Source organism: Brucella haematophila, assembly GCF_005938105.1.
GTDB lineage: Bacteria > Pseudomonadota > Alphaproteobacteria > Rhizobiales > Rhizobiaceae > Brucella > Brucella haematophila.
This window is the reverse complement of the sequence record NZ_VCPE01000010.1, coordinates 134,210-150,032: the sequence shown is the minus strand read 5'-3', so window position 1 is coordinate 150,032 and position 15,823 is coordinate 134,210. Positions and strand designations below refer to the sequence as shown.

Here is a 15,823-nt window from a genome sequence, read left to right as displayed (position 1 = left end):
GCAACTAACACTTTTCGCGAACACCCTGACCGCCGATATAGGGACCAACAGCAAACGTAACTCCCTGAACAAAGGAGGCAATCATGGCTTTGGAACTTACCGGACTGCACCACCTGACGGCTATCACCGCCAATGCGCCGGGCAACCGTCGCTTTTACACCGATACGCTCGGGCTGCGGCTCGTCAAGAAGACCGTCAATCAGGACGATACCAGCGCCTACCATCTGTTCTATGCCGATGGTCTGGCATCGCCGGGCACCGACATCACCTTCTTCGACTGGCCGGTTGAGCGCGAACGCCGCGGCACCAACAGCGTGGCCCGCACGGGTCTGCGCGTGAATGGCGTCGAAAGTCTCGACTGGTGGCAGAAGCGCCTGAACGAACAAGGCATCGAAACCGGCGATATTTTTGAAGTGGCTGGCCGCGCCGTACTCGATTTCGAAGACCCTGAAGGCCAGCGTCTGCGGCTGACCGACGATGGCGGCGCAGGCGACGCCCATAGCTGGGACAGAAGCCCTGTTCCTGCCGACAGGCAGATTCGTGGCCTCGGCCCGATCACGCTCAGCGTTCCAGATCTCGCGCCGACCAGGATCGTGCTCGAAAAGCTGATGAACATGAGCGAGACCGGCGACTATGCCTCGCCCGATGGCGAAGGCCATGTCCATGTCTTCTCGATGGGACCGGGCGGCGCGGCAGCCGAACTGCATGTCGCCGTACAGCCAAACCTGCCAACAGCATGGCAGGGTGCGGGCGCGGTGCACCATGTCGCCTTCCGCACGCCCGATCAGGAAAGCATGCAGGAATGGGTCGAACGCCTGCGGTCGCTGCGGGTGCCATCCAGCGGTGAAGTCGAACGCTACTATTTCCGTTCGCTCTACTTCCGCGAACCAAATGGCATCCTGTTCGAGATCGCAACCGACGGCCCGGGCTTTGCCGTCGACGAACCGCTGGAGAGCCTCGGTGAAAGCCTGTCGCTGCCGCCTTTCCTGGAAAGCAAGCGCGCAGCCATCGAAAAAGGCCTCAAGCCATTAGACTAAAAAGTAAAAAGGGCCGCCGGAGAGATCCGGCGGCCCTTTTCGTTGTTTGATCGACAAGCACTCAGAGTTTCTGTTTCAGCCATTCAGCCGTGACCCGAATATCGTCGTCGGTCAGACCATGCCAACCCTCGATTGCGCGAACGTCGATATCGGCACCATCATCCCGCAACGCCTTTGCCAATGCGCCAGAAGCATCGCCGAACGGATCGGCTGCACCGTTCAACTGAAGAACGGAAGCATCGGACAGATCGGCATCCGGCTGTTCTTCCAGCACTTCCGAAGCACGCAGGAGAACCGCCTTGTGCACGATATGCGGATGAAGCCGCATGAAGGCTGCAAGCAGGTTTGCCCCGTTGGAATTGCCGATAAAGGCCAGTCGGTCCGGGTCGATGTCATAGGCCGCAATCGCGCCCTCGACAAAAGCCTCAAAGGCTTCCGCTTCAAAACGGATATCCTTCTGGTCGAACCGCTTCTGGTCGAAACGGCGGAACCAGCGCTGAATACCCTCTTCCGTGCTGCGACCGCGAACACCGATAAGCGTAGCACGCGGCGCAGCCATGCGGGCGAGCGGCATGAGATCATTCTCGTTGCCGCCCGAACCATGCAGCAGGATCAGCGTGCTGCCATCCGGGTCTTCCGGCTGATGAACACGATGGACGAAGGGCAGATCGCGATAGATCACCCGCTCCTCACCCGGCAGGCCGAATTGCGGCATGCGGGCGCGGATCGCATGGGCCTGCTTCTCATTGCCCGGCGGTACGAACAGAAGCTGCCCCAGTGTTTCCACCGGCTCGTCCACGGTAAAACCGGGGGCGTCGGTGGCAAATTCGAACAAAGTTCCGCCCGGCTCACGAACATAGAGCGAGGTGAAATACTTGCGGTCGTGCACGTTGACCTCGCTGGAATTGAGCTTCGACAGCTCCTTTTCCAGCGTTGTCACATCGTCGGTCGTGCTGGCGCGAAAGGCCACATGATCGGCAATGCCGGTTCCCGGAATGCCAGGCCAGAAGCCGCTCGCATCGCGCACATCGATGGCGTCGCCGGAATCCGACACAAGCCGGTCGATGGTTTCTTCCTTCCCCTGACGGTGAAAGCCGAAATAGCGCTCGATAAAAGCGACAGTCTGTTCTGGCTGTTCCGACAGGATGGTGGCGGAGCGTATCCGGCGAATGGCGAATTCAGCCGGAATACCCTCGCCGGACCACGGATCATTGGCTGCCAGATCACTGCCGACCAGCTTGACGATCACGCCATCGGGATCGCGCAGCCGCAGAACCGGTTCGCCGAATTCCTGCACGGGACCTTCGGACTGTACGTGATGACGCAAGGCGCGCTCCAGCCAGAAGCCGATGGCCGTCCGGTCGATGGAAAGCGCAATTTCGCTGACCTGTCCGTGACCGACGCGGCCTTTTGAACCGTCTTCCCAGACCAGAAAGGTGATCAGGGAGCCCGGCGTGCCGGAGCGGTCGCCATAGAACAGATGCAGCTGCTCCGCATCCTCGAAGCCGCCCGTTCGCTTGACGATACGCAGACCCAGAAAGCCCGCATAGAAATCGACATTCGCCTGCACCTTGCGCGTGATCAGCGTGAGATGATGGATGCCACTGGTCATGATTGCGATCTCCCGAGAGCGGTCCCTGTTTTAAGGGAATCATCGGGACCGCTCTATCTGTTTGTTTTCACGCATTATCCAACGCAAAACTGCTTCGCACTTTTGCTGGAAATGCTTCATGCGTTGCAGGAGAGATAATACAGCCAGCGCAGATTGCCCATGGGGCTATGCGGTGACGGATTGTCAACGCATGCGGTCAAAGTGCGGTACGGGAACAGTGCTTGTCTGGGGAGGTTCAGAAAAAGAAAAAGGCCGCGCGGGAGGAGGATGCGCGGCCTGATCTTCGAATACGGCTGGGAGGAGGAGTGCCGTATTCCGGTATCGAGTTCTGGGAGGAGGAGTGAACTCGATGACCAAGTTCTAACCGGTGGCTCATTTTTCAACAACGGTTAATAATGCATGTCAGTTATGCAAATTCGACAATGCTCAAGAAACAGGCAGTCGCCAAAATTGCACAGGCACCCGCAAAACGGGCGCCTGTTCAGTTTTTTTATCTTTATATATCAGAAACTTACAGGAACTGTGCAATCAGCGGCGCAGCCAGCACATTCACCAGTCCAACCAGCACCATGACGAGACCGGCGATGGAACCTTCCTCGCTGCCGATCTGGTGGGCCTTCGCCACGCCAGCGCCATGCGCACCCATGCCGAACAGTGCGCCGCGCGCCAGCGTCGAACGCAGCGGCAGCCAGTTGAGCATCATTTCGCCGAGCGCCGCACCGAAAACACCGGTCAGCACCACGAAGATGGCGGTCAGGTCCGGCGTACCGCCAATATCACCCGAAACAGTCATCGCAAAAGGCGTGCTCATCGAACGCGGCATCAGGCTGAGGCTGATCGCCTCGTTGAGGCCGAGCAGATGCGCCAGTCCCCAGGCCGAAGCCATGGCCGACGAACTGCCGACCAGCACGCCAGCCAGCAGAACCGGCCAGTACCGGCGGATCGTCGCGCGCTGCTGATAGATGGGAATTGCGAAGGCAACCGTTGCAGGCCCAAGCAGCGCTACCAGCCAGTGCGTTGCGCCAAAATAGCCGCGATAGTTTTCGTTGAGCGCGACCACCAGCCCCATCAGCAGAAGCGGCGTGACGGCCAGAGGCGTCAGCCACCACATGGGAAAGCGGCGATAAACGCGCTTTGCCGCAAGATAAAGCAGGATCGTGGCCGCCGACCAGAATAGCGTTGCCACGAAGGGGTTACTTGGCAGCATAACGGAGGCTCCAGCGATAGCAGAGGTCTACCGTCAATGCGGTGACGCTCATCACCGTCAGCGTGCCGAGCAGGATGACAGCCATGATCTTGAGACCGAGCACGCCGATCAGTTCGCGGTGCTCAAGGATCGCCAGAACGGCGGGCACGAAGAACAGCAGCATCTCGGCGAGAAACCATTCCGCGCCGCGCTTCATGCTGAACAGGCTGACGCGACCGCTCAACAGCAGCGCCAGCACCAGTCCCATACCGATGATACCACCCGGCAGGGGCAGACCGACCGCGCGCACAAAAGCTTCACCCGCCAGCCAGAAGCCGACCAGCGTCGCAATCTGCATCATGCGGCTGTGGTGCAGCGCATAGCGGAAGCGGACAGCAAGAGTACGAGCATTTCTGGAGGCGTTCATGGGCTTCTTCCCGGGCCGTTGCCCGTTTGCATTCGGTCTGTTGTTGAGGCTCAATATAGGCCGTCTTGGCTTATTCTAGAAATGAATTGATTTCATTGCAGCTATTCCGATATAGAATAGCTCATGAATTTGAGGAGCTTTCAGGCATTTGTGGAGGTGGTGCGCCAGGGCGGGTTTTCCGCGGCGGCCAGAGCCATTCACGCGACCCAGTCCACGGTCAGCAAAGCGGTGAAGCAGCTGGAGGAAGAGCTGGGCCTTGCCCTTCTCGACCGCGATGCTTCCCCACCCCGCCTGACTGCGGCGGGCGACATTGTTTATCGCCGCGCCTTGGCCATGCTGGCCGAGAAAGACGATCTGCTGGCGGAGCTTGGTGAATTGCGCGGCCTGAAACGCGGCCTCCTGCGTCTCGGACTGCCGCCCATCGGCTCCAGCATGTTGTTTGCACCGGTCTTCGCCGCCTATACCAAGCTTTACCCGGATATCGACATTCAGCTGGTCGAGCATGGCAGCCGCCGTCTGGAAGAGCTTCTGCTGGCGGGCGATGTCGAGCTTGCCGCCTCGCTTCTGCCGGTCGAAGACAGTTTCGAGTGGCAGGACGTGCGCTGTGAGCCTGTCGTGGCCCTGCTCCCCGCGACCCATGAAGCGGCTTCCGGCGACGGCGTCACGCTGGACCAGATCGCAGGCTCGCCCTTCATTCTTTTTGAAAGCGGCTTCGCACTCAATCATATTATCCTCGATGCCTGCCAGCAGCATGGCTTTGCCCCGAATGTCGCGGTCCGCTCCAGCCAGATCGATTTCATCGTCGAGCTGGTGGCGGCGGGCATGGGCGTCGGCTTCCTGCCCCTGATGATCGCCGAGCAACGCCACCATTCCGGCGTCCGCATTCAGAAAATCACCGATGCGGACATGAACTGGAACATGGCTCTGATCTGGCGCAAAGGCGCGTTTCTGTCCCATGCGGCGCGAGCCTGGCTCACACTTGCTAGTAGTGGAACTTCAAAAAGCCCTTGAAGCGCGCGAACCAGCGCCTATCTCAAATAGACACCTACTCTACGCGCCATCCGGCGGCGTTCCGTCTTGACCCTTATCAACTAAGAAGGAGGCTATGATGGACGGTCAGGTTATATTCTACAAAGGCGACAGGATCCTTTACCGGCATCATATCGAAGTGCAGGACGACGATTATTCCAAGGGCGTCAATGACGCCTTGATCGCCTTCCAGCGCAACTATGCCGGCTTTGACCTTGCGGGCGACGATATTCACGTCCGCTTTAAGAAGCCCGGAGATGTTTAACGGCTGACTTAATCAATCGCGATTGGAGCGCGCGTCCGGTATAGCGCCGAACGCGTGCGGCTCCTTCTGTCGGCATGATCAGGCGGCTGCGTAGGCAGCTTCGCGCGCGACACGACGGATGTCGTTGCGGCTGAGACCCAGATCGCTCAGTTCGCGGTCGCTGCAGCCTTCAAGCTCGCGCAGGTTTTCGCAATACTGCATCCAGCGATTGAATTGGGTACGAAGATTGATTGGAAGGCTCATGGTGATATTCCCCTTGTTTTTATCTTCCTCCCATTGATGAGCTTCCGCTTTTCCCGCTTCTTTGAGAAGTGCAGTTACTGCATGGCTGCAATGTGATTGGCGAAATCCTACAAATTTAGCTCAAATAATTTTTCTTCTAATTTAGGTTGCTCTTTTAAAGTGAAACTTTTCCGGTTAGACGGGAGGTCGAGTGCCTTCTAAAGTCGATGCAAGCCGGTAAGAATGAAAAAAACGCTCATTATAGTCGGTAACGCTCCCCTGCCCCGCGACCTGTCGCGTGAGGTCGATGCAGCGGATTTCGTGGTTCGTTTCAACGAGCCCAAGCAGTCCATCGGCATGAGCGGCACGCGCACCGACCTTCTGATTCTGGCGACCTCCAGCAAGCCGATGCAGCGCCGCCTGCGTGATCCGGGCTTTGTGCAAACCCCGACATTCAGGGCCGCTAAGGAAGTAATGCTCGCTTATCATCCGAGCATCATGCGCCTGTATCACCCCAAGCCGAACATTCTCTCGCGCCTCAAGGGACGGCGTTCCGACTGGACCGTCGAGACCATCGAAGTCGTCGGCGGCGCAGGCAAGGAAATCCGCCTCATGCCGCCGCAGTTCTACATCAACGGCTGCAAGGAACTGGGCGTCGACGAGGAGAACCTGAGCAAGGTGTTTCCGAGCACCGGCTTTTTCGGCATCTGGCACATGCTGGGCAAGTGTCCCGCCGAAAGCTGGGACGTGAAGCTGTGCGGTTTCACCTGGGAAGGCTGGAAGCGGCACACATGGGGCGACGAGCGCAGCTGGGTCGAGAAAAAAGTGGCCTCTGGACGCATCAGTATCATCGAATAACCCGATTAGCTCGGGTCTTGGCAGCAGATCTCGTTAAAGGAGTATTTGAATGACTGAACCGTTACGCATTTTCATTGGCTGGGATTCCCGCGAACCAATCGCATATGAAGTCGCCAAGGCCTCGGCGCTGAAGCATTCTTCCATTCCGCTTGAGATAGTGCCGATCAAGCTGCAGGACCTGGTTGATCAGGGCGTTTATACACGCGACATCGATCCGCTGGCCTCCACGGAATTCACCTACTCGCGCTTCTTCACTCCATGGCTTGCGGGCTATAAGGGCTGGGCGCTGTTCTGCGATTGCGACTTCCTGTTTCTCGGCGATATTGCCGGATTGCAGGCCTATAACGACCCGTCCAAGGCGGTTTATTGCGTTCAGCACGACTATCAGCCGAAAGACAGCGTCAAGATGGATGGCAAGGTGCAGACCACCTATCCGCGCAAAAACTGGTCGTCCTGCATGTTGTTCAACTGCGAACATCCTTCGACGCGCCAGCTGACGCCGGAACTCATCAACCGCGAAACGGGCGCTTTCCTGCATCGCATGCAATGGGCTGGCGACGATGAAATCGGCGCATTGCCGACCGAATATAACTGGCTTGAAGGCTGGAACGAAAAGCCGGAACAGGGCCTGCCGAAAGTCGTGCATTACACGAGCGGCGGTCCGTGGTTCAAGGACTGGCAGAATGTCGATTATGCCGATCTCTGGCGCGCCGAGGCCGACATTGTTGAACCGGGCTGGAAGCCGATCTGATCGCCAGCCTTGATCGCGCGAAAAATCCTACAGCTTTTTAACCGGCTCCACGCTACATAGATGCCATGAACGAAACGCGTCATGAATCTCCAGCGCAAGGCGAACCACAAAAGCCTGCCGCGCAGCAAAAACCAGACGGCCCGAAGAGGGCCAGCTCTGTTGTGTCAAAAGACGGCCCGAAGAGGGCCGTCAAGGCCTTCATCATCCATCTGAAGCGGGCAAGCGATCGCCAGCCGCAGGTGGCGCAGCTCATTGAAAGCCTGCCAATGCGGGCTGAAGTGATCGACGCCATTGACGGGCGTGTGCTCGATGAAGACACCATCCAGCGCGTCTATCACCGCTCAGTGCACAAGCCGCACTACCCCTTTCCCCTCAGCACCAACGAAATTGCGTGCTTTCTGTCGCATCGCAAGGCATGGCAGGCCATTGTCGATCAGAAGATCGACGCCGGTTTCGTGCTGGAAGATGATGTCGAACTGACGCCGGAATTTGCAGCGGCTTTTCAGGCTGCTCTGCAACTCGTTGACCATGACAGCTTCATCCGTTTCCCCTTTCGCGAGCGGGAAACAGGCCGGGAAGTGCTGAATATCGACGGCGTCCGTGTTATCCTGCCTGTACCGGTTGGCCTTGGCATGGTCGCCCAGCTTGTCGGGCGCGAGGCTGCAAGACGGTTGCTGGCCGCGACCGAGATGTTTGACCGGCCGGTCGACACCACGGCGCAGATGAACTGGGTGACGGGGCTGAAACCGCTTTCGGTCTTGCCCGGCGGCGTGCGCGAAGTGTCAGTGCGATTAGGTGGCAGCACTATCCAGAAATCCCGTTCACTGCCGGATAAGCTGAAGCGGGAAATCCTGCGTCCGCTCTATCGCTGGAAAATCAAGTCCCGCTCTCTTAAAGGATAAAGCGGTTTCCTTTGAAATAGAACTGCCCTAGCTATTTGTCTTGCGCATGTCGCGATCCGCGAAACCGCGCAGCTTTGCTGGAATATTCTCGTGAGGATTGCCTTGTCAGTTCCAATTCTTCTTTATCACCAGATCGACGTTCCACCCCGGCACAAGGCGCCCTTTCGCAGCATGACCGTGCATCCCGACCGCTTTCGCAGCCAGATGACCTGGCTGAAACGCCTCGGTTACCAGGGATTGTCGTTCAAGGATGCGCTGCCCTACATCTATGGCGGCAAAAGGGGCAAAGTCGCGGTTATCACCTTCGATGACGGCTTTGAAAATGTCTTCCGTAACGCACTGCCTGTCTTGCAGGAGCATGGCTTCACCGCCACGAATTATTTCGTCGCCAACCAGATCGGCGGCTTCAACCTCTGGGATCAGAAGATCGGCGTGGCGCGGGCCAATTGCATGAGCACCGCCGAAATGCGGGAATGGGCCGCGCTCGGTCACGAGGTGGGGTCGCACACGCTCGACCATATCAATCTGCGTGAGGCCAGCGACGCAGAGGCGCAAGTGCAGATCCGGCAATCCCGCGAAAAGATCGAGGATATGCTCGGGCAGGAAGTGATCTCCTTCGCCTATCCCTATGGCGGCGAAAACGACAGAACGCGCAAGATCGTCGAGCAGGCAGGCTATAAATATGCGACCACGACGGAAAGACGTCGCGCAAAGCCGACAGACGACCCATTCGGCATTCCGCGCCTGACAATCCGGCGTAATGATATATGGCTACAGTTCCTGCGGAAGTGCATGTTGGGTTAGCTTTAGATATTCTTAGTCTACATTGGCCTCACAAAATGTGATTCCACCCTACTCATTCGTTGCCCGATCTAATTGCGTAATGTCTAATTTAGACAATCGGAATTCACCGAATCGCAATGACAACAATCTAGGCAACTCACCGATGCAAATCGACCAAAGCATTATCAATAGATCTGGGAAACGGATTTACTTTGATCCCACCGATAAGCGTGGTGAACAACTTGCGGGTTCCGAAGGGACATTAGCCCCGCATTCTTTGGCCCTTTGGAATGTCGCATTGAAGCTGTGTCCGTGGGACTACGTGATTGATGTCGGGTGCAATTATGGAGAGATGCTGGTTTCTGCGGATTTACCCGTCCATGCCGAGATCGTCGCATTTGAACCGAACCCACGCATACTTCCTTATTTGAGGAAGACCCTATCAGAGAGTGGAACGCCCGTCCGATTGATCGAACGTGCCGTCGCCGATACTGTTAAGGAATCGACCATTTTTGTGGTCGATGAAGACTGGTCTGGAACTTCTGGCCTGCCGAAAGAGACAGACGAGACAGTTTTTGGTCATAATCATAGACATTCCGATATTTCGGTTGCCGTGACTACGCTGGATCATGAATTTCTGGAAAGCCAGCCAGCGAATATCTGCATCAAAATAGATGTCGAGGGCCATGAGTTTTCCGTTCTGGCAGGTGCAAAGAATCTTTTTGAGCAAGCCGCGAATTGGGCGGTCGTACTCGAAATTCTACATATGCGCCCTACAGAAATATCGAAACTTGCGAAAGATTATTCCCTCTATGTTCTCGAAAAGAACTCGGAGAAAATTGTCAAGCTAGACGCTGCCAACCCCAGCCGCCTGGAACATCAAATTTCTGACCTTTCGCTTTATCTACAAGACGCTCTCTTGGTTAGTTCCGATACGATCATCAACGATAAAATACTGTTCCAGATGCCAGCCGACAACGGCGGACTCCAGGCGCACAAACTTGGTCACCCAAATTCAACGGAAAGTGCTCCAAGGCGTGTGGTGTATACGGCGCTGATTGGTGCGTATGAACTGCTCAACGAACAACCCATCGCAAAGAGTAGCAACATCGATTTCATCTGCTTTACAGATGACCCAGTCCTTGTCAGCGATAGTTGGGAAATTCGATTGATTGAACCACGATTCCCAAGGGACACTATTCGCAGCGCTCGGTATCTGAAAGTCATGGGACCGGATATACTGGGTGAATATGATGAGTCCTTATGGATCGATAATTCCATAGTTCTTCGCGCAACGCCTGAGTCTATTCTTGATGAATGGATCGCCGATGCGGATTTCGCACTTCCCCTGCATGGTTTTCGCGAAAGCGTCGCGGGTGAATTCGATGCTGTCGACGCCGCTGGCTACGACGATCCATCACGCATTTACGAACAGATGATCACCTATGCAGCAGTACGTCCTGCCGTACTGGAAGAAAAGCCATACGCGACCAATTTTATGGCGCGCCGACACACCACCCACCTGCGCGAAGCGATGCGCCTATGGTACGATCAGATACTTCGTTATTCGCGAAGAGACCAATTATCACTTAACTATGCTCTTTCTGTCACTGGTCTCCCGGCGCACGGTATAGACATGGATCTGTTCCTAACGGACAAGCATCAGTGGCCCGTCAGTCGCCAACGCAAGACCAATGTAACCCGAGGACAATTGTCCAATGTCCTGAGAATTCCTCATGTTGAAATGGGGCGCCTTGAAAACACGGCAGCGGCTTTGCAAAATGCGCTTACGCAGGAAACCGCCTTGCGCAACGAGACCGAAAGCAAGGTCTTAGATCTGCAGGCCGCGCTTGCAGCAGCCCAAGGCGAGTTAAATTCGCTTAGATCCAGCTCGTCTTGGCGTGTCACTCAACCCTTGCGCTGGGCTGGCTCACAACTCGCCGTTCACAATCGCTCTATGATAAAAAGGGGCGTTCGCGCGTTATGGCGAACAATCACATTCGCTGGCATTCGTAACCAGGGTGGTGGTGATCATTAAGTCCAGATTCCCACCAATCCGAAGCCAATCTCAGTGCCAAGCTCAGATTAGCAATCAAACTTATGCTTTCATCGCAGGAAACGCGGCTAACCGCTTCTGGAGATCTACCATGAAGCCGCGTTCGACCAGACATTCCGGTCCCGTATATTGAACGGAGCCGGAATAGACCAGCGACAGGTCGTCAGAAAACCGGCCACTTCCGACGATAGCCTTGTAATGCTCCGACCCGCCTGCGTGGCTTCCTTCCGACGCAATCCGCTGAAACTCTTCCACCGAGCGCGACGAAAACCGGTAGTGCAGCAGCGCCCCGGTAACAGGCAGATAGTTGCGGAAGCAGGGCCCCGGCCCGTGAATGCTGCCCCGGCGGTAGTCGGTCTTGTGATCGACCCAGATCAGCGGGAACTTGGACAGGCGCATGCTGCGTCCAAAAAGGCGCTGGCGCGGACCGCCGCGCACGGCGACGCCGAAGCGCTCCTGCCGGACCGTATAGCCGTCGCCATCAAAATGTGACGACACTTCAAACGGATATTTCGTTCCGTCATCGACGAATACACCGTCGCGCAGCAGACCGGCGGGATACATGTCGATCATCGGCGCCAGACAGCGCCGGATACCGCTCGCTTCCAGTTCCTGAATGAAATCGCGCAGACTGCGCTGGTCCATGCGTGGAAAGACGAAGAACTCGTCGGCATCCACCGAAAGATACCAGCGGCGGCGACCGTAAATATTGAACAGCGCATCGCGCCAGGCGCGTCCGCGATCGGCTTCAGCATAGCGAACATCGGAGACGAACAGATCGACATCGGCGGCATTGGTGAGAATCTCAGCCGTCCCGTCATCCGACTTGTCATCCACGACGATGAAACGCGTCACACCCAGCGCACGATAATAACGCAGGAACGAATTCAGGTAGGCGGCGGCATTGCGCACCACGCAGATCAGCGGCAGATCATCCGGCAGCAAAGCTGCAAAACTTCCAGACGACGCAATCAGATTGGCCTTGCCGCGCCTCTTGGGAACAGACAACCGCGCATGACGCCAGCGCAACTTGAACTGCTGTGCCGACGAGGCGCGCCAATAGGCGGCCCAATCCAACTCGTTTGACGCTGGATAGTGCATGGGCGGCAAAGCGGACTTCATAAGTGGGTTGTCTTTCACGGGGAACTAATCAGCGACATATTGGTGTTTTTTGCTGGCAAATCTATGCCCGCACGAATCACGCTGTGTTATGTCGCGACAAGAATGCGTGAACACCGATATCTGCCAGCCCCGCGCTTTTGGCTGCATTTGCTTGATCTCGATCAATGCTGCTTCAATAAAACGTGGCAAATTGCCCGCAACCGCGCCATGGACGACAAAGGCCAAAAGCGCTAGTTAAGGCAAAGACAAGCGCATCGGCCTAAAAATCGGGAGCGATTTTTCGGAAACACGGTGCGTCGAATCAAATAGTTAGAGCGAGTTTTGTGCGCCCGGAAGGACGCGCGGCCCTCTAAGGAGCGCATGATGGATTATCGCCGGTTTTTCGAAGAAGCGATTGATCAGTTGCACGCCGAGAAGCGTTACCGCGTTTTCGCCGATCTTGAACGCATCGTCGGACGTTTCCCCCGTGCGATCTGGCGGAACAACGGCACGGCCCGTGAAATCACCGTCTGGTGTTCCAACGATTATCTCGGCATGGGTCACCATCCCGACGTGATCAAGGCCATGTGCGACACCGCAAGCAATGCCGGTTCCGGCGCTGGCGGCACGCGCAACATTTCCGGCAACAACCATCCGCTGGTTGAGCTGGAAGCCGAACTGGCCGATCTGCACGGCAAGGAAGCCGGTCTGGTTTTCACCTCCGGTTTCATTTCCAACGAAGCCTCGATCTCGACCATTGCACGCCTGCTGCCGAACTGCCTGATCCTGTCCGACGAGCTGAACCATGCCTCGATGATCGAAGGCGTGCGCCGCTCGGGCGCAGAGAAGAAGATTTTCCGTCACAACGACGTCGAGCATCTGGAACAGCTTCTGAAGGCCGCCGATCCGGCGCGCGCCAAGCTGATCGTGTTCGAATCCGTCTATTCGATGGATGGCGATATTGCGCCAATCGAAAAGATTGCCGATCTGGCCGACAAATATAATGCCATGACCTATATCGATGAAGTTCATGCCGTCGGCATGTACGGCACGCGCGGCGGCGGCATCACGGACCGCGATGGTCTGGCGCACCGCATCGACATTATCGAAGGCACGCTTGCCAAGGCTTTCGGCGCACTCGGTGGCTATATTACCGGCTCACGCGCCATCATCGACGCTGTTCGCTCCTATGCGCCGGGCTTCATCTTCACGACCGCCCTGCCGCCATCGGTAGCAGCGGCTGCAACCGCTTCGATCCGCCATCTCAAGGCATCACAGGTTGAACGCGATGGTCAGCAGCGTCAGGCGCAGCAGGCCAAGGACGTGCTTTCGGCAGCGGGCCTGCCCGTCATGCCTTCGGACACGCATATCGTGCCCGTGCTGGTCGGCGATCCCGAGCTTTGCAAGAAGGCCAGCGACCGCCTGCTCGATGTCCATGGCATCTATATCCAGCCGATCAACTATCCGACTGTGCCGCGCGGCACCGAACGCCTGCGCATCACGCCATCGCCGCTGCATGACGATGCGCTGATCGACGGGTTGAAGGATGCGCTGCTGGAAGTCTGGAACGCGCTTGGCATTCCCTTTGCCGAAAACGATGCCCCGCAGGCAGCCAGTTCTGACCGCGTCGTGCCGCTGATGGTTTCCAAAGCGGGCGGCTAAGCGCTTCGCAAAGTGCTGAATGAAAAAAGGCCGGTTTTCACCGGCCTTTTGTTTTAGATTAAAGCTGCTCGATCCATTTTACGAGCCGCGCTGCGGCCTCGTCGATCTGATGCGGCGCACGACCGAAGCAAAGCCGGAAGAACGCCTCGCCGCCCTGTCCGAAGGCGCTGCCGGGAGCGAGACCAACATTGGCCCGGTCGATCATATCGATGGCCGCCTTGACGGAATCCGTTACACCTTCAACGCCGAAGAACAGATAAAATGCGCCTTGTGGCGGTGTGAGGCGCACCTTGCCGGTTGCCTGCAATGCCGAGCAAAGCCTGTCGCGGGTGGCGCGGGCGCGCTCCACCTGCATGGCAATAAACGGTTCGCCCTGATCCAGCGCCGCCACCGCACCGCGCTGCATGAACGGCGCCACGCCGGAATTGGAATACTGGATCATGTTTTCGATCACCGGACCGACGGAAGGATGCACGGTCATCCAGCCGACGCGCCAGCCGGTCATAGCCCAGTTCTTGGAGAAGGAATTGACGAAGATGATGCGGTCGTCAGGCTCCATGATTTCCATGAAGGACGGGGCATGGCCGCCGCCATAATAGAAATGCGTGTAGATTTCGTCGGCGATGATCCATAGCCCGTGCTTGCGCGCGAGATCGAGGATGAAACGCAGCGTCTCGCGATCAGCCGTCCATCCGGTCGGGTTGGACGGCGTGTTGATGAACAGCGCGCGCGTGCGCGGCGTGATGGCGGCGGCGATTTTCTCCGGATCGAGCACCCAGCCATTCGCGCCGAATTCCAGTTCGACCGCAACGGGCACCGCGCCGGCAAGACCAGCTGCGCCGACGAAATTCGGCCAGGCCGGGGACAGATAAATCGCTTCCTCGCCCGCACCGACTGTCGCCGTCAGCGCCATTTCGATGGCGTGCATGCCGGAGCCGGTGACATAGAAATTTTCGGGCTTCAGGGGCAGCGGGAAATGACGCGCATGATAACGGGCCAGCGCCTCGCGCAGTTCAGGAATACCGGCCTGCCAGGTATAGAAGGTCTCGCCATCGGTAATGCTCTTCTGTGCCGCATCGCGAATGAAATCGGGCGTCGGCAGATCGCCCTCGCCGACCCACAACGGAATGAGACCCTCGCGGCCTCGGCCATGATTGGCAACGGCGACAATGCCGCTTTCTGGCGCTTGCGCTGCTTCGCGGCGGAGACTGGCTAAAAGTGTCATGATGATCCTGCGCTGCTTGGTATGTGTATATCGGCCTTACCAAGACGCGAGCACAAAATCACTCGGCATTTTGTGATGATCCGATCATCGGTATTGATGAATGCAAAAAAGAAAACGGAGCCTTTGCAGGCTCCGCTTTGCATTCCAAAGGAAAAATCCCGATCAGGCCTTCTTGGAAAGCAGATCGCGGATTTCCGTCAGCAGCACTTCCTCGCGCGGGGCTTCCGGCTCAGGCTTTGCTTCTTCCTTCTTCTTCATGCGGTTCATGCCCTTGACGACGAGGAACAGAACCCAGGCGATGATCAGGAAATTGATCAGCAGGGTGACGAAGTTACCATAAGCAACGGTCGCACCGGCTTCACGGGCGGCGGCAAGCGTTGTCTTCGGCTCACCGGCAAGCTGGATGAACATGTTCGAGAAGTCGATACCGCCGGTAACCAGACCGATGATCGGCATGATGATATCGTTGACGATGGAATTGACGAGGCCACCGAAAGCGCCGCCAATGATCACACCGATGGCCAGATCGACCATATTGCCCTTGAGAGCGAATTCCCTGAATTCTTTCAACATTAGCCTGTCTCCCTCACGAGTGCGACTGCATAACCGGGCCGTCGTTGTTGCGGTGCGCTCGTCGAATTAATCTGGCGTCAGATCGCTCTGACGGTGAACGATAGAACTGCTCCTGACTGGGGGAGGCTCGAAGA

16 protein-coding genes are annotated in these 15,823 nt (G+C 57.1%); 9 read left to right on the top strand and 7 right to left on the bottom strand.

The genetic code is table 11. The features are described from left to right. The first annotated feature begins 83 nt into the window (after window positions 1-83). On the top strand, window positions 84-1,037 hold the full coding sequence (locus tag FGI60_RS15920; protein ID WP_138786024.1) for a ring-cleaving dioxygenase: 954 nt from the start codon (window positions 84-86) through the stop codon (window positions 1,035-1,037). A gap of 61 nt (window positions 1,038-1,098) precedes the next feature. Here the strand turns inward: FGI60_RS15920 and FGI60_RS15915 are convergent, their stop codons facing one another. From FGI60_RS15915 to FGI60_RS15905, 3 genes are all read right to left on the bottom strand, one after another. After that, window positions 1,099-2,649 carry a VOC family protein gene (locus FGI60_RS15915; RefSeq protein ID WP_138786023.1) on the bottom strand — a complete coding sequence of 517 codons (1,551 nt, stop codon included), beginning with the start codon at window positions 2,647-2,649 and terminating at the stop codon, window positions 1,099-1,101. 511 nt (window positions 2,650-3,160) lie between these two features. After that, window positions 3,161-3,856, bottom strand: a complete 696-nt coding sequence (locus tag FGI60_RS15910; protein ID WP_078337936.1) for an LrgB family protein — start codon at window positions 3,854-3,856, stop codon at window positions 3,161-3,163. Then, window positions 3,843-4,262, bottom strand: coding sequence for a CidA/LrgA family protein (locus FGI60_RS15905; protein WP_138786022.1), 420 nt, complete (start codon window positions 4,260-4,262; stop codon window positions 3,843-3,845). The genes FGI60_RS15910 and FGI60_RS15905 overlap by 14 nt, the downstream gene beginning before the upstream one ends. Before the next feature lie 123 nt (window positions 4,263-4,385). On the opposite strand from FGI60_RS15905, the gene FGI60_RS15900 reads away from it, so the two are divergent. Together FGI60_RS15900 and FGI60_RS15895 are read left to right on the top strand one after the other, a co-directional pair. After that, a complete protein-coding gene (locus FGI60_RS15900; protein ID WP_138786021.1) occupies window positions 4,386-5,273 on the top strand; it encodes a LysR family transcriptional regulator in 888 nt (295 codons plus the stop codon). 97 nt (window positions 5,274-5,370) lie between these two features. Continuing rightward, entirely contained in the window at window positions 5,371-5,556 is a 186-nt protein-coding gene (locus tag FGI60_RS15895; protein ID WP_078337933.1) for a hypothetical protein, read from the top strand. A gap of 78 nt (window positions 5,557-5,634) precedes the next feature. Here FGI60_RS15895 and FGI60_RS26310 read toward each other — a convergent pair whose 3' ends face one another. Then, window positions 5,635-5,799, bottom strand: a complete 165-nt coding sequence (locus tag FGI60_RS26310) for a DUF1127 domain-containing protein (RefSeq protein WP_210277130.1) — start codon at window positions 5,797-5,799, stop codon at window positions 5,635-5,637. A 222-nt stretch (window positions 5,800-6,021) separates the two neighbouring features. Here FGI60_RS26310 and FGI60_RS15885 point away from each other — a divergent pair, with 222 nt between their 5' ends. From FGI60_RS15885 to FGI60_RS15865, 5 genes are all read left to right on the top strand, one after another. Further along, on the top strand, window positions 6,022-6,636 hold the full coding sequence (locus tag FGI60_RS15885; RefSeq protein ID WP_138786020.1) for a hypothetical protein: 615 nt from the start codon (window positions 6,022-6,024) through the stop codon (window positions 6,634-6,636). 49 nt (window positions 6,637-6,685) lie between these two features. Beyond that, window positions 6,686-7,387 carry a glycosyltransferase gene (locus FGI60_RS15880; RefSeq protein WP_138786019.1) on the top strand — a complete coding sequence of 234 codons (702 nt, stop codon included), beginning with the start codon at window positions 6,686-6,688 and terminating at the stop codon, window positions 7,385-7,387. Between the two features lie 65 nt (window positions 7,388-7,452). Next, the gene (locus tag FGI60_RS15875; RefSeq protein ID WP_138786018.1) at window positions 7,453-8,289 is read left to right on the top strand and encodes a glycosyltransferase family 25 protein; all 837 of its coding nucleotides are present in this window, start codon (window positions 7,453-7,455) and stop codon (window positions 8,287-8,289) included. 102 nt (window positions 8,290-8,391) lie between these two features. Then, a complete protein-coding gene (locus tag FGI60_RS15870; protein ID WP_138786017.1) occupies window positions 8,392-9,093 on the top strand; it encodes a polysaccharide deacetylase family protein in 702 nt (233 codons plus the stop codon). A 142-nt stretch (window positions 9,094-9,235) separates the two neighbouring features. Beyond that, window positions 9,236-11,110: an FkbM family methyltransferase gene (locus FGI60_RS15865; RefSeq protein WP_171058785.1), complete on the top strand. Its 1,875-nt coding sequence runs from the start codon at window positions 9,236-9,238 to the stop codon at window positions 11,108-11,110. A gap of 60 nt (window positions 11,111-11,170) precedes the next feature. Here FGI60_RS15865 and FGI60_RS15860 read toward each other — a convergent pair whose 3' ends face one another. Further along, entirely contained in the window at window positions 11,171-12,250 is a 1,080-nt protein-coding gene (locus FGI60_RS15860; RefSeq protein WP_138786015.1) for a glycosyltransferase family 2 protein, read from the bottom strand. Between the two features lie 363 nt (window positions 12,251-12,613). Between FGI60_RS15860 and hemA the strand changes: the two genes are divergently transcribed. After that, window positions 12,614-13,891, top strand: coding sequence for a 5-aminolevulinate synthase (hemA, locus tag FGI60_RS15855; protein ID WP_138786083.1), 1,278 nt, complete (start codon window positions 12,614-12,616; stop codon window positions 13,889-13,891). A gap of 58 nt (window positions 13,892-13,949) precedes the next feature. On the opposite strand, the gene FGI60_RS15850 is transcribed toward hemA, so the two are convergent. Next, complete coding sequence (locus FGI60_RS15850; RefSeq protein WP_078337925.1) at window positions 13,950-15,116, bottom strand: pyridoxal phosphate-dependent aminotransferase; 1,167 nt, start codon at window positions 15,114-15,116, stop codon at window positions 13,950-13,952. Between the two features lie 162 nt (window positions 15,117-15,278). After that, complete coding sequence (gene mscL / locus FGI60_RS15845; protein WP_138786014.1) at window positions 15,279-15,689, bottom strand: large conductance mechanosensitive channel protein MscL; 411 nt, start codon at window positions 15,687-15,689, stop codon at window positions 15,279-15,281. Window positions 15,690-15,823 lie beyond the last annotated feature (134 nt).